This window comes from Pseudemcibacter sp., from assembly GCF_965661635.1.
GTDB lineage: Bacteria > Pseudomonadota > Alphaproteobacteria > Sphingomonadales > Emcibacteraceae > Pseudemcibacter.
The window spans coordinates 12,568-32,796 of the sequence record NZ_CBFIEP010000149.1; the positions used below are offsets into that span (position 1 = coordinate 12,568).

At 41.5% G+C, this 20,229-nt stretch carries 16 protein-coding genes; 11 read left to right on the forward strand and 5 right to left on the reverse strand.

Features of this window, described 5'->3' with window-relative positions; genetic code table 11:
• The first annotated feature begins 11 nt into the window (after positions 1 to 11).
• Both ACTF6W_RS10145 and ACTF6W_RS10150 read left to right on the forward strand, forming a co-directional pair.
• A complete protein-coding gene (locus ACTF6W_RS10145) occupies positions 12 to 944 on the forward strand; it encodes a sugar phosphate isomerase/epimerase family protein (protein ID WP_438994428.1) in 933 nt (310 codons plus the stop codon).
• On the forward strand, positions 945 to 2,639 hold the full coding sequence (locus ACTF6W_RS10150) for a GMC oxidoreductase (protein ID WP_438994429.1): 1,695 nt from the start codon (positions 945 to 947) through the stop codon (positions 2,637 to 2,639). It abuts the gene before it with no gap.
• A gap of 2 nt (positions 2,640 to 2,641) precedes the next feature.
• On the opposite strand, the gene ACTF6W_RS10155 is transcribed toward ACTF6W_RS10150, so the two are convergent.
• Positions 2,642 to 5,083 carry a transporter substrate-binding domain-containing protein gene (locus ACTF6W_RS10155; protein ID WP_438994430.1) on the reverse strand — a complete coding sequence of 814 codons (2,442 nt, stop codon included), beginning with the start codon at positions 5,081 to 5,083 and terminating at the stop codon, positions 2,642 to 2,644.
• Between the two features lie 146 nt (positions 5,084 to 5,229).
• Between ACTF6W_RS10155 and ACTF6W_RS10160 the strand changes: the two genes are divergently transcribed.
• Positions 5,230 to 5,823, forward strand: coding sequence for a uridine kinase family protein (locus ACTF6W_RS10160; protein WP_438994431.1), 594 nt, complete (start codon positions 5,230 to 5,232; stop codon positions 5,821 to 5,823).
• Here the strand turns inward: ACTF6W_RS10160 and ACTF6W_RS10165 are convergent.
• A complete protein-coding gene (locus ACTF6W_RS10165) occupies positions 5,816 to 7,114 on the reverse strand; it encodes an APC family permease (RefSeq protein ID WP_438994432.1) in 1,299 nt (432 codons plus the stop codon). The two genes, ACTF6W_RS10160 and ACTF6W_RS10165, sit on opposite strands and share 8 nt — an antisense overlap.
• Positions 7,115 to 7,123: 9 nt before the next feature.
• The gene (locus tag ACTF6W_RS10170) at positions 7,124 to 8,326 is read right to left on the reverse strand and encodes a trans-sulfuration enzyme family protein (RefSeq protein WP_438994433.1); all 1,203 of its coding nucleotides are present in this window, start codon (positions 8,324 to 8,326) and stop codon (positions 7,124 to 7,126) included.
• Positions 8,327 to 8,447: 121 nt separating this feature from the next.
• Here ACTF6W_RS10170 and ACTF6W_RS10175 point away from each other — a divergent pair, with 121 nt between their 5' ends.
• The gene (locus tag ACTF6W_RS10175) at positions 8,448 to 9,887 is read left to right on the forward strand and encodes a Gfo/Idh/MocA family protein (protein ID WP_438994434.1); all 1,440 of its coding nucleotides are present in this window, start codon (positions 8,448 to 8,450) and stop codon (positions 9,885 to 9,887) included.
• A gap of 462 nt (positions 9,888 to 10,349) precedes the next feature.
• On the opposite strand, the gene ACTF6W_RS10180 is transcribed toward ACTF6W_RS10175, so the two are convergent.
• Both ACTF6W_RS10180 and ACTF6W_RS10185 read right to left on the reverse strand, forming a co-directional pair.
• Entirely contained in the window at positions 10,350 to 11,711 is a 1,362-nt protein-coding gene (locus ACTF6W_RS10180; RefSeq protein ID WP_438994435.1) for a serine hydrolase domain-containing protein, read from the reverse strand.
• A gap of 15 nt (positions 11,712 to 11,726) precedes the next feature.
• Entirely contained in the window at positions 11,727 to 13,904 is a 2,178-nt protein-coding gene (locus tag ACTF6W_RS10185; protein ID WP_438994436.1) for an OsmC domain/YcaO domain-containing protein, read from the reverse strand.
• A gap of 218 nt (positions 13,905 to 14,122) precedes the next feature.
• Here ACTF6W_RS10185 and ACTF6W_RS10190 point away from each other — a divergent pair, with 218 nt between their 5' ends.
• From ACTF6W_RS10190 to ACTF6W_RS10220, 7 genes are all read left to right on the forward strand, one after another.
• Positions 14,123 to 15,040 (forward strand): sugar kinase, encoded by a 918-nt coding sequence (locus tag ACTF6W_RS10190; protein WP_438994437.1) that lies wholly within the window; start codon positions 14,123 to 14,125, stop codon positions 15,038 to 15,040.
• 70 nt (positions 15,041 to 15,110) lie between these two features.
• Positions 15,111 to 15,623 carry a hypothetical protein gene (locus ACTF6W_RS10195; protein ID WP_438994438.1) on the forward strand — a complete coding sequence of 171 codons (513 nt, stop codon included), beginning with the start codon at positions 15,111 to 15,113 and terminating at the stop codon, positions 15,621 to 15,623.
• Between the two features lie 34 nt (positions 15,624 to 15,657).
• A complete protein-coding gene (locus ACTF6W_RS10200; protein ID WP_438994439.1) occupies positions 15,658 to 16,305 on the forward strand; it encodes an RraA family protein in 648 nt (215 codons plus the stop codon).
• A gap of 22 nt (positions 16,306 to 16,327) precedes the next feature.
• Positions 16,328 to 17,242: a dihydrodipicolinate synthase family protein gene (locus tag ACTF6W_RS10205; protein WP_438994440.1), complete on the forward strand. Its 915-nt coding sequence runs from the start codon at positions 16,328 to 16,330 to the stop codon at positions 17,240 to 17,242.
• A 62-nt stretch (positions 17,243 to 17,304) separates the two neighbouring features.
• The gene (locus ACTF6W_RS10210) at positions 17,305 to 18,276 is read left to right on the forward strand and encodes a tripartite tricarboxylate transporter substrate binding protein (RefSeq protein WP_438994441.1); all 972 of its coding nucleotides are present in this window, start codon (positions 17,305 to 17,307) and stop codon (positions 18,274 to 18,276) included.
• A gap of 17 nt (positions 18,277 to 18,293) precedes the next feature.
• Entirely contained in the window at positions 18,294 to 18,755 is a 462-nt protein-coding gene (locus ACTF6W_RS10215) for a tripartite tricarboxylate transporter TctB family protein (protein WP_438994442.1), read from the forward strand.
• Positions 18,745 to 20,223: a tripartite tricarboxylate transporter permease gene (locus ACTF6W_RS10220; protein ID WP_438994443.1), complete on the forward strand. Its 1,479-nt coding sequence runs from the start codon at positions 18,745 to 18,747 to the stop codon at positions 20,221 to 20,223. Before ACTF6W_RS10215 ends, ACTF6W_RS10220 begins: the two co-directional genes overlap by 11 nt.
• Positions 20,224 to 20,229 lie beyond the last annotated feature (6 nt).

A 20,229-nucleotide genomic window follows, 5' to 3' on the forward strand; every position in this document is an offset into this window, starting at 1 on the left:
AAGGAAACAAAATGAAATTGGGAATTCAAAGCGCAATCCTTGACGGCATGACATATGAAGAAGTGGTCGATTTTGCCGCTGAAAATGATTTTGAGTGCGTTGAATTCATGTGCTGGCCACCACTTAAAGAAGGCGATAAAGCAGAGCGAAAATACGCAGGCGTTACCCATATTGATGTGGTCAATTTTACTGAAGATAAAGCAAAATATATTAATGACTATGCTGCCTCAAAAGGCATTGAAATCAGTGCGCTTGGTTATTATCCAAATGTTCTGTGTCCTGATGATTATGAAGCGAAGATTTATATTAATCATATAAAACACGTTATTAATGCCTCTAATATGCTTGGTATAAATATTGTCACTACCTTTATTGGGAATGACTGGCATAAAAACGTTGATGATACTTGGCCGAAAATGGTTAAAATTTGGCAACCGCTATTGGAATACGCCAAATCAAAAAATACGAAAATTTCCATTGAAAACTGCGCGATGTTTTTCACCGATGATGAGTGGCCAGCGGGCAAAAATATTGCCTATAGCCCCAAAATATGGCGGCGGTTATTCGCAGAGTTTAAAGGATATGAGCTAGGTTTAAATTATGATCCATCGCATCTTGTTTGGATGCAAATGAACCATGAAAAACCATGGAACGCGTTTTTCGACCGCATATATCACGCCCATGCAAAGGATGTCACGGTGCACCAAGAAAAACTTGATGATGTGGGTACAATGGCTAATCCGCTTGAATATCATACCCCACGTATTCCAGGACGTGGTGATGTAGATTGGAGAGAATATATTCATGTTATGAAACAAGCAGGCTATAAAGGGGCCTTCTGCATCGAAGTCGAAGATGCAGATTATGAGGGAAGCCTTGACGCACGAAAGCAATCACTTATTGATAGTGGTAATCATCTACGACCCTTTATTAAAGGATCATAAATGGCAGAAGAATTTGATGCAATTGTTGTAGGATCCGGCATATCGGGCGGTTGGGCGGCAAAAGAATTTTGTGAGAAAGGCTTTAAAACCCTGCTTATAGAAAGAGGCCGTCAAGTTGAAGCCGGTGAATACCCCACCGAAGGGAAAGCACCTTGGGAATTGCCGAACCATGGCCGCACATCAAGAGAAGAGCTTGATAAGGATTATTTCTTTCAACGACAAACAGGTATTGATGAACAACACAAGCATTTCTTCATCAAAGATTCTGAAAAACCATATGGCCAAGAAGAAGAAAAACCATTCACATGGATCAGAGGTCATCAATTAGGCGGCAAATCATTAACATGGGGACGTGTTGCTCTTCGCTTAAGTGATCTTGATTTTGAAGCCAATAAAAAAGACGGGCATGGAAACGATTGGCCCATAAGGTATAAAGACATTGCCCCCTGGTATGATTATGTAGAAAAATTCGCGGGCATCAGTGGATCGATTGAAAACATCCCGCATTTACCGGACGGTATATTCCAGCCGCCCATGGAAATGAATTGCATTGAGCAATTCGTAAAAGAAAAGCTTGATGAAAATTATTCAGATAGAAAAATTATTCCAAGCAGAACCGCTAATTTAACGGAACCAACCGAGGAGCAATTAGAGCTCGGTAGAAGCGCTTGCCAATATAGAAATCAATGTATGCGGGGATGTTCGTTAGGTGCTTATTTTTCAAGTCAATCAGCGACATTACCCGCGGCGGAACGCACCGGAAACCTTACTGTGATATCGGACGCCATTGTAGATAGTGTAATTTATGATGCGAGCAGCAAAAAGGCGAGCGGGGTTAGAGTTATTGATGCAAATACCAAAGACAAAACAAAATATTCCGCGAAAGTAATTTTCTTATGTGCATCGGCCCTTGGATCAACACACATCATGTTGAATTCAATATCAGAGCGATTCCCAAATGGAATTGCAAATGACAGTAGTGTCCTTGGGCATTATTTAATGGATCATATTTTCCATGCTGGTGCCCGTGGGCGTTATGGCGGGTTACAGGAACATTATGAAAAAGGGCGGCGCCCCAATGCCATTTATATTCCAAGATTTAGAAATGTGGATGCTGATCAATCAGGATTTTTAAGGGGCTATGGTTACGAAGGATGGTCGTCACGGGTGCCAAATCGAAATGCGGCCAGTGAAAGTGTTGAATACGGCGCAAAGTTTAAACAGAAAATGCAGGGTGTTGGCGAATGGGAATTTGAAATTATGGGTTTTGGCGAAATGTTACCCCGTTTTGAAAATCATGTCAGACTTGATCGAATAAAAACCGACCAATGGGGCATTCCGCTTTTACATACATCATGTGAGCATGGCGAAAATGAACAATTGATGCTCGAAGATATTAAAAATTCAGCCATTGAAATGCTTGAGGTAGCAGGGCTTCATGATATTGAAGGATATATTAATCCAAAACCACCAGGGTTATGTATTCATGAAATGGGTACCGCCAGAATGGGACGTGATCCCAAAGAAAGCATTTTAAACGGGTTTAATCAAAGTCATAATGTTGATAATTTATTTGTAACCGATGGCGCGGCAATGGTATCAACTGCTTGCCAGAACCCCTCATTGACTTATATGGCGTTAACGGCACGGGCCGTTGATTACGCAGTTTCACAAATGAAAAATGGACTTATTTAAAATTAATATGAAATTCTATTAGACGGGATGGTAATGGACGCCGTTGTCCCTAAACTATATTCACTTTCTAATTTGAATTTACCATTGTGAAGTTCAACTAATTTTTGAACAATTGAGAGCCCAAGTCCAGTGCCTTCTTCGTTCAAATCAGAAACCGCATGAACCTGTTCAAAAGGATTTAAAACTTTATCGATGCGGTCGCTTGGAATGCCGATGCCGTTATCTTTAATATCAACAACAATATTGCCATTTCGGTTCGCTGAAACATTACATTCCACATAACCGTCATCCCCCGTAAATTTAATTGAGTTTGAAATTAAATTAATGAAGATACGCTTTATTGCACTTTCATCACCACTGACAGTAGCAGAAGAAATTTTATCCTCGGCATCATATGTTAATGCTATGTTTTTTGCTTCCGCTTGCGGGGAAAGCATCGTGAAAACTTCTTTAATGCTTTTTTCGAAATTAAAAGTATTTTCTTCTATTTGCCATTTACCCGCTTCAATTTTTGATAAATCAAGAATATCTTTAATGACAGTTGATAAATGTTCCCCACTGTTTTTAATGTCTGTTAAATATTCTTTATGTCGATCTGATTTCACATCACCGCCTACGCCGCCAAGCATGGCTTCTGAAAAACCAATAATCGCATTTAATGCTGTTCTTATTTCATTGCTCATATTGGCAAGGAATGCCGATTTAGCTTGATTTGCTTGTTCAGCCTCTGATTGTGCCAACTTAGCCACACGCTGTGATTTAATCAGCTCCCGTTCAATTTCCTTACGACGTTCGACTTCACGACGAAGACCGTAATTCCAGATCAAAATTAAAACCACAATCACTAAACCAATAAATAGAACTTGCCATACCAAAGTATAATTGATTTCAGGTTCTGATTGAAAACCAATCCAAGCTCTTGAAATTTCTGCTTTTTCCTCTGCTGAAACTGATCTTAGTGCTTTTTGCATTGCGCTTGCAAGAAGTGGTAAATCCTTTCGAATGCCAAATGCGTTCTCAGCACGGTATGGCGTGTCACCCACGACAGTAATATTTGTCAATCCCTCAGTATTCACAATATTTGTTACATTTGGGATACTGCCAACAAATGCATCAACTTCACCCAGAGAAACCATGCGAAGAGCATCCGCCGACGTTTCTGCACCGACCACTTCAATAGTTGGATAATCCCTTTCAATTGATTCTTTAATCGCATCTCCGTTCACTTGCGCAATTTTGCGTCCTGAAAGGCTATCCAGATTGCCATAAATTTCACCATTCTCACGGGAAAAAACCATGTGAACAACATCAATATATGAATCTATAAATGTAAGGAATTCCCTACATTCCTCAGTAATTGAGGCAAAAGTAATTAATTGAGTATCGCCGCTTTTTATCTTCTCTAGCGCCTGTTGCCAGTTTTCGGCGCCGCCATTCCTAAACTCTATGCCAAGTTTATCGCCGATTAACTTTAAATATGCCCCTGTCATGCCCGAAATATTTCCCTCATCATCTAGAAACTCTAGTGGTGCCTGATTTAGGTCTATGGACACATCAATAACTCTATTAGCAGATAACCAAGTTTTCTCCTCTGGAGTAAGGCCAATTCCATCTGATATTACAAAGTTCTGCTGGGTTTGCCATTTTTCAGCAATATCACGAAATTCCATCGCTGAAACCGCCGCCATCCCTTTTGATAAAATTGAGTTGAGTTCGGGCCAATCTTTTCTTGCCGCCAGTCTTATAAGATCGGCATTTTCGGTTTCTGGGAAAAATTTATCGCCGACTACTTCTATGCCTGGCAATAAATTCGTTCTGATCATATACCTTGAAACCGGTAAAATGTCCGCATGTATGTCAATTGCCCCTGCGGAAAGTGCCTTTAAAGCCTCAACCGTACTATCAAATTTTATAATGTTAAGATGAGAATAATCCTCTGTATAAATCCTATCAGAAATAGATTCTATAACGACACCTATTCGTTTACCTTTAAGGTCTCCAATAGAATTTATTCTATCGGCGCCTTCTCTTCCAAAATAAACCATCGGCAAATTAAGGTAGGGATCGGTGAAGTTTAAATATACTTCACGGTCCGGTGTCTTAATAATACTTTGGGCCATATCGATTTCTTTGGCTTCAAGTTTTGCAAGCAAAACATCCCATGCATATCCGTTTACATATTCAATTTTTAATCCCACTTTTGAAGCAACCAAATTCAAATAATCAATCGAAAAGCCAATCGCTTCACCATCATCAACAAAATCAAGAGGTGCCCATTCCATTTCATTGGTAGACGTAATTACGGGATGTTCTTTAATCCAAGCGATTTCTTCGGGAGTTAATTCGACTTTTGGGTCAATATCCTGCGCCATACTGTTTGCATTGATTAAACACAATAAAACCAGCATGAGAGAAGCGATATAGCGCATTTTAAAAAGACGCATTCAATATAACCCTGTTATTCAATTCTTATTAATTTTGCCACCTTATATGAAGAATAATACGATTTGGTTAATTTTTACGTTAAATATTTTTATGATTAAATTTCAAAAATCTTGTGAAAAGGAATTTTATTTCATATGGTTTCAACATGAAAATAATCACAATATCAGGCGCGAGCGGTTCAGGAAAATCTTCGCTCGCAAAATTACTTCAAAAGGCGCTGCCAGAAAGCTTACTGCTCAGCATTGATCGCTATTATCTTAGTAAACTAGAACAATTAAAACTTAACGGGTTTTGTAATTTTGATTATCCGCACTCGCTTGATGTGGATTTAATGCATGAACATCTTTCACTGTTAAAATCGAAGGGGCAGGCAAAAGTTCCTGTATATGATTTTACCATAAGTGAGCGCGCCGGATATGAAAACGTATTTGCAAAAGATCATATCATTGTTGACGGATTATTTGCCGGGGACATACTTTCTGAACTCAGTGATCTTAATATTTTTATGGATGTTGATCTGGATTTGGCACTCATTAGACGCATTGAACGGGATATGAAAGAGCGAGGACGCACATTAGAAAGCGTCACCAATCAATATATCAACGAAGTCAGACCCGCTTATTTCAAGCATATCGCCCACATTAAAAATAAAGCTGACCTAGTATTCAGTAATAACGACGATCCAGACATGTTAAAAGAGCATGCAGAAGACGTTTTAAAAATTCTTAAAACTAAGTAATGTTTAATTTCTTAGACCGATATTGAATATAGATAATCACTAAAATTATATAGCCAACAATCATAAATCTTCCGGTGCTATCAATGTCTGAAAAGGCTAAGTTTGCTTGTACAAGTAATATCAGTATTCCAATCACGCTAATTATTTTTAGGGTTTTTTCGGACATTTTAATCTGAGCTTTGGCAAAAACATCGGGTAAGTTTCTCGCAAAATAAAAAGCTGCAAGCAACGGCACAACATCATAGATAAACACGAGGCCGCTGCCGAGCATGATGATATATTTCATATCCCATTCAACCAAAATTGGTGCAGAGCCAACAACCAGAAGCATCGTAAGCAATATGTGCGGTGTATTATACCGCTTATTCACAACCGCAATTCCCTTAGGAAGCCATCCATCCTCGCAGGCAATAAGCACGGATTTTGTCGCCCAAGAAAATGTTGAATTGATACTGGTCGCAAAAGCAAATAAGGCCGCCCCAACAATAAAGGCCGTATAAAGCGCCGGCGGGAGTATTACCTGTGCAACTTCTGCCAATGTTTTTCCGGCCGTTTGTTCAACGGGCAAAATTCCGACAGCCACAACCGAAACTGTTGCAATAAAAAAGGCAGCAATAAGAGTGGCAAATATGATAGCGCGCGGAAGGTCATGATGCGGGTTTTTCATTTCACCACCTAATTCAGAAACATAATAAGCGCCGCCGGTCGCAAATGACATAAGAACACACGCCATACCAAACCCATACCATCCATCTGGAAATAATTTTTCCTGATCGGTAAAATTAGCGTAATCGACTTCTAAAACTCCAAAGAAAATTAACGATGACAAGCCGATCAAAAGAAACGTAATCATGATTTTCTGAAGTGCGGCTGCTTGGCGAATACCAAGCAAATTCACCACATAAAAAGCCACCAATATACCAAGGGCTACATATTTCTTATTTAAATCGGGAAGTAAAGCAAGTGCATATTCCGCAAACCCCAACGCAAAAAGCGCAACAAGAATATGAGTGATCAAAAGGAGAGCAAGGAAGAAAAACCCAATTTTTGGCCCAAGAACCCTTTTACAATAAACATAAAGACCGCCCGTCGCCGGCATGGCAGAGCCCATAAAAACGATCGGTAATTGCTTAATAATAGAAAATATTGCCGACAGAATTATCGCAAAGGGTACAGCATATGCCGTAAACCCGATACCAATGCCGATGAGAACCAGAACGCCAGAGCCAATTACCTGCCCTAACGCAATCGCAAAAACATCCCAAAAACTAAGTGTTTTATTAAGCTTCATGTGCTTCCTTTAATCTAAGTTCGCGAGCGCTGCATCAAAGTCTGCGATTAAATCATCTACGTCTTCAAGTCCCGCGGATACGCGGATCATGCCGTCCGATATTCCCATTTCAAGCCGCTGTTCTTTTGGGATATCTAAAAATGCCATGAGTGCGGGGATTTGTGTGGTTGTCCGAACACCACCGAGGCTCGCGGAGAAGCAGCTTAGCTCGAGGCTATCCAATACTTTAAGTGCGCGGTTGCCGTCCCCAACATCAAAAGTGAGCATTGCGCCGAATTTCGGCATCTGTTCTTTGGCAATATGATGTTGTGCATGGCTTTCAAGGCCCGGATACCACACCTGATTGACCACGCTATGATTTTCAAAATAATCAGCAAGCTTTGCGGCCGTTTGACATTGTCTTTCAAGTCGTACGCTTAATGTTTGAATGCCGCGCTGCAGCATCCATGCGTTAAACGGGGAAAGCGGTGCGCCCAGTTTCACCATGGTATTCCAGCGGATTTTTTCCAAGAAATCTTTAGGTAGAAGCCCCGCTTTAAGCGCGATAGTCCCGCCAAGAACATCACTATGACCGCCAATAAATTTTGTTGCACTTTCCACAACAATATCAACACCCCATTCAAGCGGACGCATCACATAGGGGCTTGCAAAGGTATTATCACAAACCACAACAATGTCGCGCTCATGGGCCATTTCAACAATCGGCGGAATGGCCGCCACTTTCATGGACGGATTTGCGATGGTTTCAAAATAAATTATTTTGGTATTGGGGCGAATTGCCGCCTTGACCGCATCAGGGTCCGACGTATCAACAAAGGTCGTTTCAATATCATAATCCGTAATCCGGTGATCCAGCAGTTCATGAGTGGAACTATAAGTCGTCCAGTCGCATACAATATGGTCCCCACTTTTTAAAAGCCCGAGCAACGTCACGGATATTGCCGCCATGCCGGACGCGGTCGCAAGGCACGCATCCGCCCCTTCGATCATCATCATTTGTTCTTCGAATTGATATTCGCTTGGGTTACCGCAGCGACCATAAATATTGACGTCTTTACGTTCACCGTCGACGATCCGCTGAAATATTTCTGCGTCATATTCAAAGCTTGAGGCCATAACAATCGGCGGGTTGACGGCCTTTGTTGCCTCATCCGGTGGGCAATAAACCGCGCGGCTGTCGAAATTTAAATTTTTACGTTTACTATTATCCATTTTTCCCTTTTCCTTTTTATGACAACAGAAGGGCATAAAGTTTTTCAATTGTCATCAAAAAAATAATTTACCTTGATGACAAGATACTATTTAATATCATTCTGAAAACAAGTGTAATATTATGAAAAATTCATCAAGACGCTCATTCATTAAAAAGACAGGTGCGGCCGCGCTTGGTTTTGCAATTGTCCCAAGGCATGTATTAGGTCAAGGCATGACCCCACCAAGTGATCAATTAAATGTCGCCGTTATTGGCGGCGGCGGCAAGGGATATTCAGATGCAGTCAATGCATGGAATAATGGTGCGTCGCGCATTTCCGCCATATGTGATGTGGATTTTAATATGGCCGAACGCGCCTTTGAAAAATTCCCAAATGCCAAGAAATATAAAGATTGGCGAAAAGTACTTGATGAAATGCAGGATATTGATGCCCTGACCATTTCGACCCCCGACCACACCCATGCGGTCATCGCAAACGCCGCCATGAAAATGGGCAAGCATGTTTATGTGCAAAAGCCACTAACCCATAGCATTCATGAAGCACGCGTGTTGACCGAGTCCGCAGAAGAACACAAAATCGTCACCCAAATGGGCAATCAGGGTGCATCAGGTGCTGGCGTTAAGAAAATGATCGAATGGTTTGATGACGGGCTCATCGGCACCGTGAATGAGGTTCATGTCTGGACCAATCGCCCCGTATGGCCGCAAGGGATAGCCTCACCAACGAAGTTTCCAAAAATTATGGATGGCCTTGATTGGGATAGCTTCATTGGCCCCGCAAGCTTTGTTGATTATCACCCGCTTTATCATCCCTTTAAATGGCGCGGATGGTGGAATTTTGGCACGGGTGCGCTTGGGGACATGGCATGCCATTTAATTGATCCGCCGTTTCGTGTTCTTGGCCTTGGTTATCCGACCGAAGTGGAAAGCAGTGTTGGTGCCATTTATTCACAAGACTGGGTTCCAGATTATTTACCCGAGTCCTGCCCGCCATCATCCAGAACACAATTAAAATTCACGGCCACCGCCAAAAATAATACGGATGTAAAATTAACATGGACCGACGGCGGCCTTCGTCCTTTCCGTCCTGACCTTATCCCAGCGGATCATGATATCGGCGATAAAGGAAGCACAAACGGTGTCATCATGATGGGTGAAAAAGGCATCATGACCTGCGGCACTTATGCAGAAAATCCAAAGATTTACCTGAATAATGGTGAAATCCTTGAATTTGATACAGATGCCCTCGAAGACATGGCCGACGCCTTACCAGAAAACGGCCATGCCGCAACATGGGTTGAGGCGTGTAAAGCCGGATATGACAGCAACGAACATAAGGCACTTACATCATCATTTGATTTCGCCGGACCACTGACCGAGTCAATATTAATGGGCAACCTCGCCATACGCAGCTTTAATTTAAGAGAAGCAAAAGGCGACCGATTTGATTATCCGGGACGGAAAAAATTATTATGGGACGGTAATAATATGCGCATCACAAATTTCGTTCCCGCCAATCAATTCGTCAGAAGAGAATATCGCGAGGGTTGGTCACTTTAAGGAAAAATTTTAGTACGATGATAAATTATGAAAATCTATTTCCTATGCTCTATAATATTAAGATTGGAATTTGGAATGAAAAAACAGAATTAATATTTTCTGATCTTAAAAAAAATGCCTCGGAGACTAGCTAATGCAAATCAATTTTATGAAAAAAAGGTTCAAAAGTACATTATTCCATATGCTAGTATTTGTTATTATTTTGATTACTATAATTAAAATCTGGCCTTCATTAACTTCTCTCATATTTTTGTTTCCCTTTTTTCTTTTCTACATGTTATGGAGATTAAGTTGTCCTGATTGTGGATGGATCGCTACACGTAAAAAATCACCTCCAGGTATGGGGTTAATAGCATTTCCAGATTTCGATATTAAAGATAGGTGTATAAATTGTGGGCAAAGCTTCATTGAAGATGAAAATTGATATTTTGATAAAGCTCACAACACAAATGGGGTTAAACATTAACTCCCAATTGCCGCGACGATCTTTTGGATGAGTGCGGTTTGGAAGCTTTCGCCATTAATTTCACGGCGGTTATCGTTTCCTTGTCGAACTACAACCAGATCCATGCTCGGGATGATGTAGCTGTGGTTTTGATTATGGCCGCGCGACATATAGAGATCTTTTGGCACGTCCAGTAAATCATCCATCACCCAGAATGTATACCCGTAATTATTGGGGGTGGAACCGTCGGCGCGTTTAAAACGTTTGGTCGCGAGTTTAAGCCAGCTTTCGGGGACCAGTTGTTGATCCATCCATTTACCATTGTTGAGCCATAAATAAGAAAGCCGAGCGAAATCGCGTGCGGTGCAGCGGAATGTGCTGCCGGCGATTGAATTAATGCCATAAGGGCTGCTGCTGCCGTCGGCGCCGTATGCGTCGCATCCCTCGTCACCGCCAACACCCCAACCGGACGTTTCCGCGAAATTAAGTTCATATGAATTGGAGTATGGCATATCACGGTATTGGTTATTGCGTAGTCCTATCGGCATACCAATGGGGCCAAGGACTTTATCATAAGTATATTGTCCTAAATCCTGACCAGAGATATTGCGCATGGCCAAGGCCATTTGTTCCATGCCGAAGTTGCTATACATGAAATCACTGCCCGGTTCAAAAAGAAGGGCATCATGGGCGGCGACACCATCGAAATTCCACCAGCCAAAACAATATTCATACATTTGATATGAACCGCTATAGCCCGGATGATGCTGCCTTGTGCCAGTGCCGAGCCATGGTTCGGGGCCGGCGTGGCCCGATGTCATGGAAAGCACATGTTTGACTTTAATATTTTTCTTGCGTGCGTCCGTTATCGGTTGATCCCATATTTGCGGGATCAGTGAGCTTTCTTTATCGTGTCCAACCAGATCAGTTTCAAGATTGACCTTATCTTTATATTCATCAAGGAAAACACCAACACCCGTGCCAAAAACGGATTTGGTTGATGATTTCATATCGTTGCAGGTGGATGCCGTCCAATTTTCCGGACCGCCTTCATTACCCGTGACATAACTTTCGCTGATAAGGCGTCCTTTATGAATAATAAGAAGCGCTGCACCACGGCTTGTGCTGACGGGGGATTGATCATGAAATGAAATAGCGGCGGCAAGCTTTTCAGTATTAATTTCGGGGATGCTTTCGGGATCATATTTACGCCAGCCACCTTGATCCTCAGGTGGTGGGAAATATATACCTTCGCTGTTTAAATTTGATCGATTTTGCGCAAAAGCTTTAATCGGCATTGATGAAAAGGTTAAACCCATCAATCCATAATTTGCGGTTTTTAAAAATTTCCGTCTTGAAAAGTCGTTATTTTTGATCAATTTAAATCCCCTCTTTTATATTTTCGCCCTTGCCTGATGCAGTTTTTTATAGCTTTCAATAAGTTTAAGATGTTTATCAAGTCCTTCAAGCTTCATGCTTGTTTTCGTAAGGCCATGGAATTTCACATCCCCTGTGACCGACCCCACAACATACTTCATTTTTTCACGGCCATACATTTTTTCAAAATTGGCCAGATAATCATTTAAGTCTAGCTCATCATCAAGTGTCACATCAAGTACAGCATTTAAGGCTTGATAAAACAGGACACGTTCAACGGTATTATCGTTAAAGTTTAAAAAATCAAAAATTAAATCTTTTGCTTGTTCAAATTCTTTTAAGACTAAATGGATTAGTATTTTAAGCTCCCCAATATCAAGCTTTCCCCATACGGTATTTTCATCAAACACAATGCCAATCAAATCAGATATGAGCGTTCCGTTATCAAGTTCGCTATAGTCTAGTCGTTCAAGTAACTTGGCGAGATCATCAACTGGCAATTTATGGATGTTCAGAATATCTTCTCTAAATTCCAGTGCTTTATTGGTGTTATCCCAAATCAAATCTTCTACGGGGTATATTTCAGAAAGCCCTGGCACCAATATACGGCATGCGGTTGCGCCAAAATCATTACAATGGGCGACATAAACTTCTTTGCCCATTTTTTTCAGGATCCCCATCAGATATTCATTTTCCTGCGTCGTTGTGCCGGAAAAGTCCCATTCGCAAAATTCATAATCATGTTTATCGCTAAAGAATTTCCAAGATACCAGTCCGGTTGAATCGATGAAATGCTCAACGAAATTATTTGGTTCCTTAAGGGCCGCGCTATTGAATGTGGGTGGCGGCACATCATTTAAGCCTTCAAAGCTTCTTCCTTGAAGGAGTTCGGTCAAACTGCGCTCTAATGCCACTTCGAAACTGGGGTGGGCACCAAATGACGCAAATACGCCACCCGTTTTTGGGTTCATTAAAGTAACACACATGACGGGGAATTGTCCGCCTAATGAGGCGTCCTTGACCAAGACGGGGAAGCCTTTTTCTTCAAGCTCATTGATGCCCGCTTCTATATGTGGGTATTTCTTTAAGACCGCTTGAGGCACATCAGGGAGGGCGATTTCATTTTCAAGAATTTCACGCTTCACGGCGCGTTCAAAAATTTCAGAAAGACATTGAACTTCGGCTTCTGGATATGTGTTACCCGCGCTCATACCGTTACTGACGAAAAGGTTTTCGATAAGGTTTGACGGGAAATAAATTTCTTCCTTATCCGATTGACGAATAAAGGGAAGTGCACAGATGCCCCTTTCCTTTTTGCCCGAATTGGTATCAATCAAGTTTGATGCTTTAAGCTCATTTTCAGGATCAAATAATTTTAAAGAATGTTCGTCAAGAAGCCCTTCAGGCAGTGCATCATCCGCGCCCGCTTTAAACCATTTTTCATTGGGATAATGAACAAAGTCACTGTCCGCGATTTCCTCACCGAAATAATGATCATTATAAAAGAAATTACAGCACGAGCGTTCAATATATTCACCAAGGGCCGAACAAAGGGCGCTTTCTTTGCTTGCCCCTTTCCCGTTTGTAAAACACATTGGGGATGCCGCATCACGAATATGAAGCGACCATACGTTCGGTACGATATTACGCCATGAAGCCACTTCAATTTTTACACCAAGATCGGTGAGAATTTTTGACATATTGGCGATGGTTTTTTCTAAAGGTAAGTCTTTACCGAGGATCATGGTTTCTTGATCACTTTGCAGTAATTCATTGCTGATCAACGCATTATCCGCACCCAAGCTTTCCACCGTTTCGATAATAAATTCCGGATCTTCTTGAACCACTTTTTTTACCGTGCAGCGGTCAATTGATCTTAAAATTCCTTCACGGTGGCGATCAGAAATACTTTCCGGTAATTCCACATCGATTTGAAAGGTTTGCTTATATCTATTTTCAGGATCAATGATATTATTTTGCGATAATCTGATATCCTCAGTCGGGATATCCCGCGCCAAACAATAGACCCGAACGAAATAAGCGGCACAAAGCGCAGATGAGGCCAGAAAATAATCAAACGGGCTTGGCGCCGAGCCATCCCCTTTATAACGAATGGGTTGATCCGTAATTACAGTAAAATCATCAAACTTTGCTTCAAGTCTGAGGTTGTCTAAAAAATTGACTGTAATTTCCATCGGATTACTCTTTTAATTTTGCTGATCACTATTCTTGAACGCCAAGCATTGCATAGAATTATATGTACCTCTTTTAAAAAGTAATGAGAAACGAATAATGTGTGAATTAATTATTTCTATGTATTTATCCATATTTTTTGTTTCCAATAAGCATTCTTTAACGCAATATAACGATCTAATTTATTAAGCAGTGAACGTAATGGTTTAAGAGGGAAGAATTGAAAGCAATATTTATCGGCGAGTGTATGGTTGAATTAAGCACCCTTGATAATGGTTTATTACAAAAATCATTCGCAGGGGATGTTTTTAATAGTGCCGTATATATGAAGCGTTTGGTCGGCGATAAATGTGATGTTTCTTTGCTCACGGCAATTGGGGAGGATAGCATATCCCATGAAATGGAAGTGTTCTTTAATCACCAAGGTCTTAGTACTGACACCGTTTTTAAAACAAATGATGGCACTGTCGGCTTATATTTAATAACCACTGATGATAATGGGGAACGCAGCTTTAGCTATTGGCGCGATAATTCGGTGGCGCGGCAAATGATGGATATCCTTGCTGCTAAAAAAATTGAAATATCTGAATTAAACTCTGATTTGATTTTCTTTACGGGTATATCGCTCGGTATTTTGACAGATGCAAGTCGTGAAATACTAATTAATCAATTATCAACTGCCAGAAAGAAGGGTGCAAAAATTGCCTTTGATCCGAATTATAGACCGCAACTATGGGAAACAAAGGAAGTAGCGGCAAAATGGATTGATAAAGCGTATCAAGTTAGCGATATCATTTTTCCAAGTTTTGATGAACAACAATTGTTGTTCGGTACTGCATCAATTGAAAAGTGTTTAAACCATCACCCATCAGAAGACGAAAAAGAAGTGGTTTTAAAGGCCGGAGCCGACGGCATGTTTGTGAAATATCAACATGATATTATCCACCGCGAATTCATATCCGCTGATAATGTCGTCGATACCACCGCCGCAGGCGATTCCTTTGATGGGTCATATCTTGCGATGCGAATATTAGGACATAATGTATCTGATAGTCTTGAGAAAGCCGCGGGTGTTGCAGCAAAAGTTGTGACCTATCCGGGTGCGATTATTCCAGAAGGCTTGACTCGGGAACCGTAAAATATATATAATTATCATTATATAGAATTAATTCCATATTGTGATAATTATTATAACTGGATCTTCAATTATGCGCCTCATTTTACTGATTATAACGTCGTTCATTTTTTCATGTTCATCATATGCCGCAGAGGATGAAAGTAGCCTTCCGAAAAGTGTTTTCAAATTTACCCCTGAGATCGTCGCAGAAGTTTCAAACCGACTAAGAGCAACACTTAAAAGTCAGGGAGGAGACGTTAAAGAAAAGCTCGCCTTTGAATTGATAGGCAGCGATGTTGGTTATAATATGTTTCTGGTTTTAAGAGGAAACACCGGCTCATCTGAAATACACACGACCGTATCCGATTTACATACAGCCGTTGAAGGGCGCGCAACATTAGTATTAGGCGGCGAACTCGTGGATGAATATGAATTATCACCCGGCCAATTAAGAGGGACGAGTATAAAAGTTGGAACAGAATTTAAACTTAAAGCAGGTGACGCGGTTAATATCCCGGCCAATCTTGCGCATCACGTTGTGATCGAACCGGGTGAACAATATATGTATTTCGTCTATCAAGTGGATAGCGCGACAATTAAGTAACAAATGAAAATTTAGAATTATATGGGAGAGAATTGTGAGCAATGACTTTATAGATCGCTTGCGAAAATTGGCAGTAGCGACATTATCCGATGGCTGTGACCAAATTGCAGGGCGCCGCGGATTTATGGATTTTGAAATCAAGGCACGTATTAATGGAAGAAAAATTGTTGGTACCGCTGCGACCGTTTTAGAAGGTCCAACCAATGATCCGCATCTTCCGGAATTGGCATTTGATGTCATTGACGAAGCCGAAAAGGGAAGCGTCATAGTCATCTCAAATGATGGTGATAAAAATACCGCAATCTGGGGCGAATTAATGAATGCAGGCGCCTGCGTTAATGGCCATGAAGGTGTTGTTCTTGACGGTGGTGTTCGCGATGTCGAATTGATTAAACGTGATACAGATTTCCCCGTTTATGCAAGATCGATCGTACCCGCTAGCTCTATTGGTCGGTTAAAAACTATTGAAAAGAATGTACCTGTTGTAGTGGGTGGCGTTTTAGTTAAGCCGGGCGATTATATCGTCGGTGATGATGACGGCATCGTTTCAATTCCCGCTGACCATGTAAAAGCCATTATCGAATTTGCCGAAGAAGCAGAGGCAACCGAAGAAGCGATGGTAAAATATATACATGAAACCGGATCCATTCGAAAAACAACTGAAAAATTTGGCCGCGCTTAGTTTTTAGTTTTAAGGAAGTAACATGGCACAACAGACAAATTTCAACGGCGTTTACCCTATTCTTTATAGTTTCTTTGACCAAAATGGCGAATTAGACCGTAACGCTATGCGCCGACAAGTTGAAGGATGCATTGCCGGTGGTGCCCATGGTATTGCTGTAATGGGGTTAGCCACAGAAGTTGGAAAATTAAACGTTAATGAGAGACGTAAAGTTATAGAATGGGTTGGCGAAGATATCGCGGGAAGAATTCCTTACGCCGTCACCGTTGGTGAAGGATCTGTGCCAGGACAAATTGAGTTTGTTGCCGCCGCCAAAGAAGCCGGCGCAGATTGGGCAATTTTGCAGCCACCGGCCATTATGGGCGTCCCAGAAAGTGAATATGTCAGATTTTTGGGTGATGTTGCGGATAAAACCGATTTAAAGCTCGCTGTGCAAAATGCACCGGGTGTCATGGCAACCAGTTTATCAAATGCGGGGTTAAAAACATTAAACAAAAATCACGGTAATGTATGCCTTTTAAAAGCAGAAGGCCCCGCCACATATATCCATCAGTTAATGCAAGATACCGATGGTGCATTTGACATTTTTGGTGGCCTCGCGGGCATTCAGTTTCCGGATAGCTTACGAGCAGGTTGTGTGGGGATGATACCGGCAGCCGACATTTTTGACCCACAAGTTCGCATCTATGAACTGATGAAAAATGGTAACCCAAAAGACATTGAAGAAGCAGAGAGACTACACAAAGAACTCTTGCCGCTTTTAGTATTTATGATGAGTTCCGTTGAAAATTTCATTGCCTACGGTAAAGATTTAATGGCTCAACGTTTAGGGTTAGATAATGGCATGGCAAGACAGCCGTCTGTCCCCGTAACGGAATTTGGCCGTAAAGTCGTTTCACATTGGGCAAAGCAGCTTGGTCCATTACCTGGCAATTGATTTCTTTGCCTTAAAGCCACGAAGAAGGTAAGCTTAATAAGATTTAAAAATAGGGTTTATTCATGAATTCATATCTTAAAAAAATAGTCTCATTGTCATTAATTGGCTTCGTCTTATTATGTGCTAGCCTCACGTCCGTATTGGCAGCCGATTTCCCAAGAAAAGGGATTACGCTTATCTGTCCTTGGGCAGCTGGTGGTGGCACGGATACTTTGCTGCGTGGGCTTGCGAGAAACACAGAGCCATTTTTAGGAAAAAACATTACCGTCATGAACCGAGCAGGCGGTGCAGGTGCGATCGGACACGCATCAGGTGTTAGAGCACGCAATGATGGTTATACGGTCACAATGGTAACTTTTGATATTCTAACTTTACCGCCACAAGGATTGGTCCCGTTTACCTATGAAAATTTTGATCTGTTATTGCGTGTCAATATGGATCCGGCGGCGGTCACTGTCCCGGCTGACGCACCTTACGATACAATTGAAGAATTCATCGCATATGCAAAAGAAAATCCCGGAAAAATCAAAGTTGGTCATGCAGGGCCCGGCACAGCCTGGCATTTAGCCGGAAGCATGCTTGCGAAAGAAACGGGCATTGATCTATCATATGTTCCTTATAATGGTGCGGCACCAGCCGTTACAGCATTGGTCGGCAAACATATTCAAGCCGTTACCGTGAGTCCTGCGGAAGTCAGAAGTCAGGTTGATGGTGGACTTTTAAAAATTCTTGGTATCATGAGCGATGAAAGGCTTGCGGGTTTTGAAAATGTCTCGACGATGAAAGAAGCTGGCATTAACGTTTCATTTGGCACATGGCGCGGTTTGGGTGTCCCGAAATCCACACCAGAAGACGTTAGAAATATACTTCATGATGCCTTTAAAAAAGGTATGGAAACAGAAGAGTTTCAAAAATTCGCGGGCGACATGGGATTGGGGCTTTCTTATATGAGCTCAGAAGAATGGACAAATGATCTAGCAAATTCAGCAGGAAATGTTTCAAATACGATGAAAGATTTGGGTCTAGCCAGATAAAAGGAATTTTAATTATTATGAAACGGGCAAATATAATCTTTGGGATAATAGCCATTATTATTGCAGGTTTTGTATTTAATCAGCTCGCATCTTTTCCAGACGCGCAGCCGGATGAAGTCGGTGCAGATTTCTTTCCGCGGCTCTTAGCCAACGGTCTAGGGTTATCTGGCATAGTGCTCATTATTAATACTCTTGTCTCAAAAAATCCTGAAACCGATGAAGGCCCTTCTTTTAATTTAAAATCGTTACTACGGGCATTCATATCGTTCATTGCTGTTTTGGTTTATTGTTTATCGCTTGATTTATTTGGGTTTATCGCAAGCAGTATTCTTTTCCTAACTTTCATGATGTTCCTTCTTCAGGAACGAAATATAATAAAAATGATGACCATTTCAGCCGCAATCACAGCCAGCGTCTTTGTCATATTTAGTGAGTTCTTATTGATCGATTTACCACTGGGAACGTTATATGGATTTTGAACTCTTTAGCACAGCATTTCTCGGTGTATTAGAATGGAATACATTGTTGATGATCTTCCTTGGTGTAACCGGCGGGATTATCATCGGTTCATTACCGGGGCTTACGGCGACAATGGGGGTCGCGTTACTTGTTCCTTTTACATTTGGGTTGCCATTTAACCAGTCTATTGGAATGCTTCTTGGGATTTTTAGTGGTTCAATTTATGGAGGATCAATTTCAGCTATTTTAATTAGCACACCCGGCACACCAGCCGCCGCTGCAACATTGTTGGATGGATATCCACTCACAAAAAAAGGGGAAGCGGGACGCGCATTAAGCATGTCTGTTTTTGCTTCGTTTATTGGAGGTTTTACCGGTGCGTTAATCATGACGTTCTTATCGCCACAAATTTCAAAATTTGCACTTGAATTTAGTGCAGCCGAATATTTCGGCCTCGCAATATTTGGTCTATCTATCATTGTTTCGGTTTCGGGAAAATCCATTCTTAAGGGCGTGATGGTAGGCTTTCTTGGACTTCTTATTTCCACGATTGGCATGGACCCTGTCACTGGCTATCCTCGCTTTACTTTTGGATCAATGAATTTATTCGAAGGCCCCGCCTTTATCCCCACATTAATTGGTCTATTTGCTATTGCGGAAGTTTTTAAAGGCATCGAAAATTTGGAAAGCACCAAAAGAACCGTAAGTCATATTTCAAGTTTACTGCCCTCCTTCGCTGATATTAAAAAAGCGTGGAAAGATATGGCAAAATCAAGTGTCATGGGTACCTTCATTGGATCAATTCCGGGGGCAGGTAGCGATATCGCAGCCTTTGTCGGATATAGCGAAGCAAAAAGACGGTCAAAACATCCTGAAAAATTTGGTAAAGGTGCAATCGAAGGCGTTGCTGCGGCTGAATCAGCAAATAATGCCTGCTCAGGTGGGGCAATGATCCCCATGTTATCATTAGGTGTTCCGGGAGATGCCGTCACCGCGATATTGTTGGGCGCTTTCGTTATTCAAGGCATACAGCCGGGTCCAATGTTATATGTTGAGGATTTGGGTACTGTTTATTCCGTATTTTCGTCAATGCTCGTCGCCAATATCGCTATGTTGATTGTAGGGCTTATCGGCATTCGGTTTTTCACAAAAGCCATAACGGTAAGAAAAAGTATATTGTTACCGACAATTTTTGTTTTATCGATTGTCGGTGCTTATTCAATGCGAAACAACATGTTTGATGTATGGCTTGCACTTTCTTTTGGCGTAATTGGTTATTTCCTTCATCGTTATCGTTTCCCCATATCGCCTATTTTGCTTGCTTTAATACTTGGGCCAATGGCAGAAGCAAATTTAAGACGCGCGTTAATTATCGCAGACAATTCATTAATTGATATTATCAGTCGCCCTATCACCGCAATTTTTCTAATATTAGCCGTTGCATCACTTATAACATCGCTATTGCGACAAAAGCGAATTAAAGAATAGGAAAAT

What these genes read in the sequence shown, in the direction of transcription:
- ACTF6W_RS10145 (WP_438994428.1), top strand. Translation starts at nt 12, where the DNA reads ATGAAATTGGGAATTCAAAGCGCAATCCTTGACGGCATGACATATGAA.
- ACTF6W_RS10150 (WP_438994429.1), top strand. Translation starts at nt 945, where the DNA reads ATGGCAGAAGAATTTGATGCAATTGTTGTAGGATCCGGCATATCGGGC.
- ACTF6W_RS10155 (WP_438994430.1), bottom strand. Translation starts at nt 5,083, where the DNA reads ATGCGTCTTTTTAAAATGCGCTATATCGCTTCTCTCATGCTGGTTTTA.
- ACTF6W_RS10160 (WP_438994431.1), top strand. Translation starts at nt 5,230, where the DNA reads ATGAAAATAATCACAATATCAGGCGCGAGCGGTTCAGGAAAATCTTCG.
- ACTF6W_RS10165 (WP_438994432.1), bottom strand. Translation starts at nt 7,114, where the DNA reads ATGAAGCTTAATAAAACACTTAGTTTTTGGGATGTTTTTGCGATTGCG.
- ACTF6W_RS10170 (WP_438994433.1), bottom strand. Translation starts at nt 8,326, where the DNA reads ATGGATAATAGTAAACGTAAAAATTTAAATTTCGACAGCCGCGCGGTT.
- ACTF6W_RS10175 (WP_438994434.1), top strand. Translation starts at nt 8,448, where the DNA reads ATGAAAAATTCATCAAGACGCTCATTCATTAAAAAGACAGGTGCGGCC.
- ACTF6W_RS10185 (WP_438994436.1), bottom strand. Translation starts at nt 13,904, where the DNA reads ATGGAAATTACAGTCAATTTTTTAGACAACCTCAGACTTGAAGCAAAG.
- ACTF6W_RS10195 (WP_438994438.1), top strand. Translation starts at nt 15,111, where the DNA reads ATGCGCCTCATTTTACTGATTATAACGTCGTTCATTTTTTCATGTTCA.
- ACTF6W_RS10205 (WP_438994440.1), top strand. Translation starts at nt 16,328, where the DNA reads ATGGCACAACAGACAAATTTCAACGGCGTTTACCCTATTCTTTATAGT.
- ACTF6W_RS10210 (WP_438994441.1), top strand. Translation starts at nt 17,305, where the DNA reads ATGAATTCATATCTTAAAAAAATAGTCTCATTGTCATTAATTGGCTTC.
- ACTF6W_RS10215 (WP_438994442.1), top strand. Translation starts at nt 18,294, where the DNA reads ATGAAACGGGCAAATATAATCTTTGGGATAATAGCCATTATTATTGCA.
- ACTF6W_RS10220 (WP_438994443.1), top strand. Translation starts at nt 18,745, where the DNA reads ATGGATTTTGAACTCTTTAGCACAGCATTTCTCGGTGTATTAGAATGG.